At 72.5% G+C, this 8,441-nt stretch carries 1 pseudogene; it reads right to left on the reverse strand.

The features are described from left to right. Positions 1–8,441: pseudogene (locus JHN45_RS48550) on the reverse strand (hypothetical protein); the annotation flags it as partial.

The following is an 8,441-nucleotide window of genomic DNA, read 5'->3' on the forward strand; positions in this document are numbered from 1 at the left end:
GCGGCCTGTTCGGCGGCGGCGATGCGCTCGGCGCGCACGGCGTTCTCGGCCTGCGTCAGCGCGGCCAGGGCAGTCCGGAGGTCGTGGCGGCCCCGGATCTCGTCCCGCGCATGCTGCTGGATCACCGACGGCAGGGTGGCTACGGCCCGCTGCGCCTCCGTCAGCTCCCGCTTCAGCCGGGTCACCAGCGCCTCGGCCCGGTGCACGGCCTCGGCGGAGTCGGCGACCGCCGTCCTCGCCCGCGTGTGGTCGGACGTCGCGTCCGTGACCGCGGCCTGCGCCTCCTGGTGGACCGTCCGCGCGGCCGTGTACACCCCGTTGGCCTGTCGGCGGGCGGCGACGCGGAGGTTCAGCAGGCGCGGGGTGTCGGCGAGGGTGTCGGTGGCGTTCTGCAGGATTTCGGCCTGCGCGTCGAAGGCGTTCCACGCGGTGGTCAGGTCCGGGTCGGCGGTGACGAGGGCGCCCTCAGCGGTGAACTCCCAGCGGCGGACGCCCTGTTGGTCGCGCGTCATCAGTTCCACCGGACGATGGCCGAGCACGGCCGTACGGGAGGCCATGTAGAGGGCCTGGCCGAGGCGGGCGCCCTGCGGGTCGTCGCCGAGAGCCACCCAGAACTGGACGCCGTCCCTGCCGACGGGAATCGCGTTGTGCAGGCGCTCGGGCAGCGTGTGCGGCTCGGCGTCGGCCCAGTCGGGGACGAGCGCGGGCAGGTCGTGGACGTCCGGCGGGAATTCGGCCGGGGTGAGCAGACCGTGGCCGAGCAGGTCACGCTCCTCGATGCGGAGGGTGACCGTACCGGTGACGTGCCGGGTGCCCCGCGGTCCCTCGACGAGCAGGTGGGCATCGGCGTCGACGACGTAACTGCGCGTGCCGCGTGCCCCGTTGGCGGGCGCGGAGGTGCTGCCGGACTTCAGCCAGTCGCGGCGGCTGCCGGTGGTGGTGCCGCCGAAGGCGGAGGGCTGGGTCTGCCGCTGCGCGAGCGGCACACTGAGACCGCCGATCTCGTGGTTGTCCTCGTCGCCGCTGAGAAGCTCCGTGAACGAGGTCGCGAAGGAGTGGTCGGCGCCTGCGGCGGTGCTCACCGTGTCGGTGGTGTTGTGGAGCTGGTCGAGCGTGACGTCGTCGGCGTGCGTGGAACGGCGGGGGTTGTACAGGGTCACCGCGATCGTCGGAGGGTGCGACGGTGCCCCTTCGAAGGGCGCGGTGCCGGGCATCTCGGCGGTGAGGTCGGCGACCCGCCGGGGGCGGTCGAGGGCGGCCCGTCCGGCCTGGATCAACTGGCCCAGCCGGACGGCCTGTCCCTCCACCGAGACGGAGGTGATCTGCGCGTGCCAGCTCCGTCCGAGGCGCGGGGCCACCTGGTTCAGCGCCGTCTCCAGATGCGCCCAGCCGTCGAAGTGGAACGCCGGGGTCGGCCCCACCGGATGGAACATCTGCGCGTCGGTGAGATACGGGCCCGCGGCCGGGCCGGCCGGCCGCACGGTGTTGCGCGGGTCGACATCGGAGACGACGGACGGGGCGTTGACCCGGGCCTGGCCGGCGAGTGCGGTGGCCTCGGTGCCGGTGAACCGCAGCGCCAGCCGGACCGGGACGGTGCTGGTGCGCGAGTTGCCCCCTGCCAGCATCGCGTCGATCCACCGGCGTACGTCGCCGTCCGCGTCGGCCCAGGCGATGACTCCGTTCTGGATGAGACCGCCGATGACATTGGGCGGCCAGTCGGCGACCAGCGCGGAGCGGACGGAGAGCTCGTAGTCGTAGCGCAGGCCGTCGAAGTCGGCGCCGTGGTCGGTGCGCAGCCAGAAGCGGTTGTCGGCCGTGGTCGCCCGTCGCACCGAGACACTGCCGGCCGACTGCGGGGTGAGCACCGGCGCGGCGCGGTCCGTCCTGGAGTCCTCGGGATCCCGGAACGGGCGGAGATAGCGGTTGGTGATCGTGATCGGCAGCTGCACCTGCCCGACCGCGGCACGGGCGAGGGAACGGCCCGCCGCGGTGTGCGACTGCCACTGTTCGAGACCCGAGCCGGGCGTCGTGGTCCCCCGGATGCCGGCCAGGTTCTGGGCCCGCCGGGGCACCGCCGTCAGCATGACCTCGACCAACCGCTCACCGCCGTAGGCGTGGTGGCGGAAGTGGAAGCGGGTGGTGGCCGGGTCCTGGGTGCCGTCCGGGCCGCGGCCCGGCAGCGAGCGCAGTCCGGCGGTCGAGGTGAGCTGCGCGACCCGGCTGTGCACGCCCTGCTGGTAACCGGCGTGCCCGGGGGTGATCACGCCGGGTGCCTCGGTCTCGACCAGGTCCAGCAGCGCGCGCCCGACCTCGCCGCGCCGCTCCCTGCCGTTGACCGGCACCAGCGGGATCTGGCCGGCGACGGCCGCGGGGGCGGGGGCCGTCTCGTACTCGGTGACCGAGAGGACACCGCCGAGACCCAGTTGCCAGTTCTGTACGAACGCCGTCGGCAGCGGGGCCTGGCCCTGTACGGGCGTGGGGGTGAGTCCCTGCACCGAGCCCATCCATCGTGCGTCACGGTCGAGTTGGCCCTGCGTCATCAGGAACTGGAGGCCGTCCGGGACGTTCACCGCGAAGCTGACGGGCTCGATCGTGCCGAGGTCACGAACCCCGTTGAGCAGCGTGCGGGAACCCGCGCGGACCGTGACCACATAGGTGACGTCCGCGACCACGCGATGCAGGTTGCCGCTCTCGGTGGGGGTGCGGTTGACGCCCGTGCTGGCGGAGAGGGTGTCGGAGGTGTCGGCGCGGGACACCTGGTTGAGCCGTATCGACGGGTTGAGCTGGAGCTTGTTCGGCTTGCCGCTGGTCTGGCTGGTGGAGACCGAACCGTCCGACTCGGGACCGCCGCTGCCCTTTTCCGCCGGCGTGGACGGGTTCTGGGTGGCCACGCCGGTGGTGCCCCACTGACGTGCCTTGCCGAGGGACTTGAGCTGCTGGGCACTGTCGGTGGCGGAGACGCCGGTCTCCAGGTACTGGCGGGTGGTGTCCAACAGCCGGGGCCGGTGCGCGACCGCCTGGATCTCCAGCGTGTACTGCCCGTCCGCGAGCGTCCCGGGCAGGCTCAGGCCCTCGACTACGTAGGAGTTCTTGAACAGTTCGTGGCCGTGCGCGACGAGACTGCCCGGCGTGATCGCCGCGTGCCGGGTCTCGGCGGCGCGTGTCGTACTGTCCGTGAGCCCTTGGCCGGCCAGCGGCGGGAGACCCGTGCGCTGCGGCCCGGCGGCGGTGCCGGGAGCCGCCGGGGCGGGCGGGATCGCGGCGGCGGCCACCGGGAGGATCGGGCCGGTGGCCGGGACGGCGGGCGTCGTCGGCTGCGCCTGCTGGGCCTGTCGGCGGATCACCGCGGCGGCCCGCCGGAAGACCGACTCGATGGCCGCGGAGCCGCGCACGGTGTCGATCAGCGCGTCGTCCGGTATCCGCACCAGGTCGGGGTGCGGGACACCGTGGGCGTCGGTCCCTTCGAGACGCTCCCGGTCCTCGTCGTCCACCGGACGCGGCGCCTCGTCGACCCGCGCCGGGGGCGGCGCGGGGGTCGCCGACGGCGTGCGGGTACGGCCCTCCGGTACCGCCAGCCGCAGCGTGCCGGTGACCGTCGGCGACGGCGGCGCGGGAGCAACGGGCGGCACACCCGGGGCAGTTGGGGCCGCGGCGACGGCCGGGGCGGCAGCCTGGGCCGCCCGGTTGATGTCCTGCCCGAACCGCACGCTCGGCTCGTCCGCGTCGTTCGCGTACAGATCGAGGGCCAGCCGCACCGGCACGTCGAACGCGTGGCTGTTCTGGTTGGTGGCGATGAAGAACTGGTCGTGCCCCGTGGCACCGCCCACGGTGTCGCCGTGGGTCACCTGGGGACCGCGCTGGTAGTCGAGGCCGCCCCCGAGGGTCCCCCAAGGTCCCACCGGCCCACTGATGCTGGCCAGCAGCCCGAGCGCACCGCTGTACGACTCGCCCCGCTGCTCGGCGTCGCTGCCTGCCATCTGGGCCAGACCCATGACCTGGACGCCCGGCAGGACCAGGTCGTGCCGGCTGGCCTGCGTGGTGTCGCGTTCGGCGGTGAGCAGCAGCCGGACCCGACGCACTCCGGTGTCGGTGCCGGTCGGCACCTCGAAGTGCAGGGCGTGACCGCCGTCGACCATCGCGTCCGTGGCAGCGCGCAACCCGGTACGGGAACGCGCCTCACGCAACCGGCGCAGGTTGTTGAGCTGCGCGTGCAACCGGATCTGGTGCTCGGGCTCGTAGTTCCGCACCAGGCCGATGCCGGTGGGCGCGGACGGGAGGAAGCCCCGGTCGCGCAGCCACGCCTCGGCCCGGTCGAACAGCTCGTCCGTGCCGGTGACGTCGAGCGGGGCCGCGCTCAGCCCGATGCCGTCCAACCGCTCCAGCGAGTGCGGGAGTTCACGCGTCTCGGCGGGGGTCGGCGTGCGTCCGGCGGCGGTCGTCCGGCTCAGCAGCCGTAGATCCATGCCGTGCGTCAGGTCCAGGTCCGGCGCGTCGATCTCGCGGCCGTCCGGCCGGATCAGGGTGACCTCGTAGGTGACGGCGGTCTGGGCGAGCAGATGACTCTGGTTGGTGCGGATGGCGTGCATCGTGCCCGCGGAACTGCTCGCGCTGTACGTGTTGGTGACGGTCGCCTGCGCCTGCGCGCGCAGGCCCAGACTGCCGCCGACGACGCTCGACGCGTCCGGGTGCCCCTCGCTGTGGTCGCCGGTGAGGGCGCCGGCGACGCTGGCGGTGAACCCGATACCGCTGGTGTACTTCGAGGAGAGGTCCATCTTCGCGGTGTTGACCAGATGGCTCTCCAGGTTGATCTGCCCCGCGGTGCTCTCCCGCAGCGGAGTACTGGTCCCCGGCCGGGTGATCAGGCGCAGCATGCCGACCGCGTTGCCGTCGGCGTCGGTGATCACGGGCGAGTAGAGCCCGCCATGGATCTGCATCGGCAGCGTGCCGCGCAGCACCTGCTCGGAGAGGAAGTCCGCGACCTGCCCGGCGGCGGTGGCGTCCAGATGGGCGTGGAACGTCTGATGGGCATGCTCGTACAGGGCCCTGGGGTCGATCACGGAATCGACGCCGTAGAGCGGGAGACCGGCCGGATCGGCGGCCGCGGGCAGCGAACCCGGCGCCGGGTCGGCGGTGGTGAGATGCCGGGGGAACCAGATCGTGGTGGGACCGTGGGACACCGGCGCGCTCCACCCGTCCGGGGCGGGCGCCGTGGCCGTCGTGGCCGGGGTCGCGGTGACCGCCGGGGCGTCGACGCGCACCCGCCAGTTGGTCGTGAACTCCACTGGATCGGAAGGCTCGTTGGAGCGCTGGGCCGAAGTCGTCTGGACAGCCTGCGTGACGGTCGTCGCGTCGCTGGCCTGGTTGTGCGTGAGGGAGAACGTCACCGACCCGTCCACCGCCCGCACCGCGAGCGGCGCGGTGATCGGCCGCGAACCGGTCCACGGCACCTGCACCGTGCGATACGTCCCCGACGGCTGAGTGGAGAAGTTCTCCCGTGTACCGAACCCACGCCGCTCGACATGCTTGTCCGGGTCACGCGTGTCGAAACGGCCCTGCCGCAACGACTCCCGAGCATCGGACAACGTCAACTGCACGTCGACCGTACGATCACGCCCGTCCACCCGGACCGTGACGCGATACCCGCCGTTCGAGCGCAGATACGGCAGTTGAAGCGCGAGGCTCTCCCGGCTCAACACGTCCCGCACCTGCTCGCGCACCGACTCGGGCACGTCATCGGGATACCCGAGCGCCTCGTAGACCTGACCGTGCAGCCCCTCGATCACCTCGTCGGAGAACGGCTCCGCGTACACCAACCCGACCGTCCCGTCCGGGAGCGAGCCGTAGGACGTCACGTACGTCGACGGGAGTTGGCCCCGCGGGGACGGCGGGACGGCCGGGGCGCTGGAGGTGGGCCAGGTGAGGGAGGAGTCGGCGGGGATGGGGGTGGTGTCGGGGTCCTGAACCGGGCCGCCCACCAACTGGCCTGCGTGATCGTGGAGTTGAGGGCCCGCGGAGGTGACATTCTCGATGGTGCGGAGGTAACGCCGGGGAATGTCGACCGGGTTCTGGGTGTCGGCCATCAGGCCCGTGGTGCGGACGGTGGTGCTGTTGGGATGGTTGCGCAACAGGAAGTCGTTGTCGCGCTGTTCGTCCGGCAGGCCCAGGTAGTGCAGGACCTCGTGGAGGAGGTCCGCGTCCGAGTGGCCCAGGTCCAGGTGGAGTTGGTCGGCGCGGACCGGGTTCTCGGTGTCGGTGAGAGTGATCGCCTCGGGGTGGGACGGGTCGTCGATCAGGTTGAGCGTGACGTGCAGCTGATCGCCTGAACTGGGCAGCTCAAGACCGGAATTGAGGTGCGCGTCCAGCAAACGCGTGATGCGCTCCTGGAGCTGAGCGGTGTGGGACGGATCGGTCGTGGTAACCGGGAGGTTGAGCGTGTAGTCCCGGACCCACTGACCGTTGGGCGCCTGGATACGACGGATGCTCGTACGCACGAGTGTCGTCGCACCGCTGAGGACCCCCGGACGCGGCGCGTTGCTCTGATCCGCGTGCGGATCGAACCGCTCCGTGCTGTGCACGGCGGGAGGGGCATACGCACGCAGCCCGAACCAGGAGTTCTTCGGAGCCGGGTCGGCGACCTGTGACGCGGGCAGGTCGTCGGCGGCATCGCGGGTCGGCGCGGGACGGTAACGACCGCCCGGCTGAAGGCTGTTGGCGTCCTCCGGACCCCGGGGAGCGCTCGACGGCGTGATGGTCGTCGGGTCGACGATGAGGATGTCGGCGTCGGTCGCGCTGTAGTGGTTGAGGTTGGTGTAGTGGACCTCGATGACCCGGGTGGCGGTGGCCGGCCCCATGAGGGTCACGGTGGACGTGGTGGCCGTCGGGCCCGGCCGGAGTACCTCCACCGCCAGGTCCAGGGTGTCCGCGAGCAGGGGGAGGAACACCTCTGCCTCGTCGTTCTCGTATCTCTCCGCCCAGTTGTCGACGGCGTCCACCGCGTGGGCCAGTTCGGCGTCGGTGAACTGTGCCTCGCTCACCGTGTAGCCCTGTCCGAGCAGTGTGCGGAGCTGTTCGTCGGAGAGGTCGTCCAGTGTGGGCAGCCGGCCGGTGTCGCGCAGATAGTCGAACATGGCCGGGGCGCCGGGTGTCGCCGGGCCGGTCCCGTTGTCCGCGGTCAGCGCCTGGACGTAGCGCGCGTCGAGATCGTCCAGCTGCTCCGGCTCCGTCACCCCTTCGATGCCGTACTCGCCGAGGGTGTTGAGCAGTTCGGGTCGGCTCATGGCCGCGGTGCGCTTCGAGAACCAGCTCACGAGCGCCTGCCGTACCTGGCCCACCACCTCGGGCGGCAACGGGCGCGTGACGTGGGCATCCAGCAGTCGCTGATCGGCGAGGTTGCGCAGTCGGTCCGCCGCGACCATCAGATGGCGGCCGGCCAGGGGCATCGGGGAGGTCTGCGCATCCCAGTGGGTGAACTCGTGCAGTCCGGCGCGGACTTGGCTCGGCCGGCCGAGCCAGGCGTAGGTCTCCGGGGCCTCGTTGCGCAGACCGGGCAGGGCGTCGCGGACCCGTTGCGGGTCGGTGCCGATGAACGTGTAGAGCATGCAACGGCCGTCGCCGCGGGTGTCGACCGCGTTCCCTCGGGCCTGCCGCCTTTGGAAGGCCGGGGGCTGGGACGCGATGCGGCGGTGCGACGCGTGGTCCGCGTCGTCCCCCGGTGCCGTGTGCAGGTCGGCGGACGTACTGCCGCTGCCCTCACCCGAGTTGCCGCCCACCAGGGCGTCGAACGCGCTGTCCTGTTCGGAAGTGGTGGCGATGATCGGGGCGGTGATGATCGGGGCGGTGATCGGGGCGGTGATCGGATCGGTCGTGGTTTCGGCCGAAAGTGCGTCGCCCCCCAGGTTTTCGTTCCCGGTGCCGCCGATATCGCCGTCCCCGTCGCCGGCGGGACGCGTGTCACCGGCGGGTGCCGTGTCGTCGGCGGGCGGTGTGTTGCCGGTGGACGGGCCCGCCGCGCGGGGGCGGCCCGAGCCCGGCCAGCGCGGGGCGGCGGACGCCAGGGTCGAGTGCGAGGTGGGGAGCGTCGAGGGGCCGGCGGCCAGCACCGGGCCGGTCGCCCTGGGCAGCATCGTCTCCGCCGACACCCGGCGGGCCGCGGCGTCGTCGCGTCTGCCGAGGGCGTTGCCGATCCGGTCGTCGATCTCACGGAGCACCTGCTCCGCCTGCTCGTGGGTCTCGCGGGTGTCCGCGTGGACCCGGGCCGCGTCCTGTGCGTGTCCGCGGGCGGTGTCCGCGTTCGCGCGCAGGGTGTCGGCCGTGCTCCCGACGCCCGGGAGCTGCGCCCGCGCCTCACTCAGAGCCTCCTGGTCGCGCCGCAGCCCGGCCTCGGTGTCCTGGAGCGTGGCACGGTCCCGTGCCAGTGCGGCCCGCACCGCCGCGTGATCGGC

The sequence above is a fragment of the Streptomyces sp. MBT53 genome, from assembly GCF_016654115.1.
In the GTDB taxonomy this organism is placed as follows: Bacteria; Actinomycetota; Actinomycetes; order Streptomycetales; family Streptomycetaceae; genus Streptomyces.